The sequence below is a fragment of the Erwinia oleae genome, assembly GCF_000770305.1.
GTDB classification, from domain to species: Bacteria; Pseudomonadota; Gammaproteobacteria; order Enterobacterales; family Enterobacteriaceae; genus Erwinia; species Erwinia oleae.
Genome location: NZ_JNVB01000164.1, coordinates 1 through 805 on the forward strand (window position 1 = coordinate 1; position 805 = coordinate 805).

Genomic DNA, 805 nt, shown 5'->3' on the forward strand with positions numbered 1-805 from the left:
ATGTTTCAGTTCCCCCGGTTCGCCTCGCAACACTATGTATTCATGTTGCGATGATGCAACGGATTGCACCGGGTTTCCCCATTCGGGTATCGTCGGGTATAACGGTTCATATCACCTTACCGACGCTTATCGCAGATTAGCACGCCCTTCATCGCCTCTGACTGCCAGGGCATCCACCGTGTACGCTTAGTCACTTAACCTCACAACCCACAAGCGTCCCGAAAGACGCCGTTTGTTGTCAGCATTTGAGAGACCCGACCATAGTGTTTGCGCCACTCTTTTTACGCAGAGTGACCCACTATGTCGTTTTCAAATTTTCAGCTTGTTCCGGATTGTTAAAGAGCAAATATCACAAAGCCGACTTGATTAAGTCAGTTTTGGGATACGGTTGGTTGTGTCTTTCACCCACAGCCGGCAAGTGGCGTCCCCTAGGGGATTCGAACCCCTGTTGCCGCCGTGAAAGGGCGGAGTCCTAACCGCTAGACGAAGGGGACACAGCGTGTCTCGACTTCGCAGCCGTCTTGCTCATTACATCTATCAGACAATCTGTTGTGGACACTGCACAGAAATGTATCTTCTGGTAAGGAGGTGATCCAACCGCAGGTTCCCCTACGGTTACCTTGTTACGACTTCACCCCAGTCATGAATCACAAAGTGGTAAGCGCCCTCCCGAAGGTTAAGCTACCTACTTCTTTTGCAACCCACTCCCATGGTGTGACGGGCGGTGTGTACAAGGCCCGGGAACGTATTCACCGTGGCATTCTGATCCACGATTACTAGCGATTCCGACTTCACGGAGTCGGGT

At 51.7% G+C, this 805-nt stretch carries 1 tRNA gene and 2 rRNA genes; all 3 read right to left on the reverse strand.

Going from position 1 to position 805, the window contains the following annotated elements:
- A 23S ribosomal RNA gene (locus GS12_RS22735) occupies nucleotides 1–200 on the reverse strand; the annotation flags it as partial.
- Between the two features lie 219 nt (nucleotides 201–419).
- Nucleotides 420–494: transfer RNA gene (locus GS12_RS22740), tRNA-Glu, on the reverse strand.
- A gap of 87 nt (nucleotides 495–581) precedes the next feature.
- Nucleotides 582–805: ribosomal RNA gene (locus tag GS12_RS22745) — 16S ribosomal RNA — on the reverse strand; the annotation flags it as partial.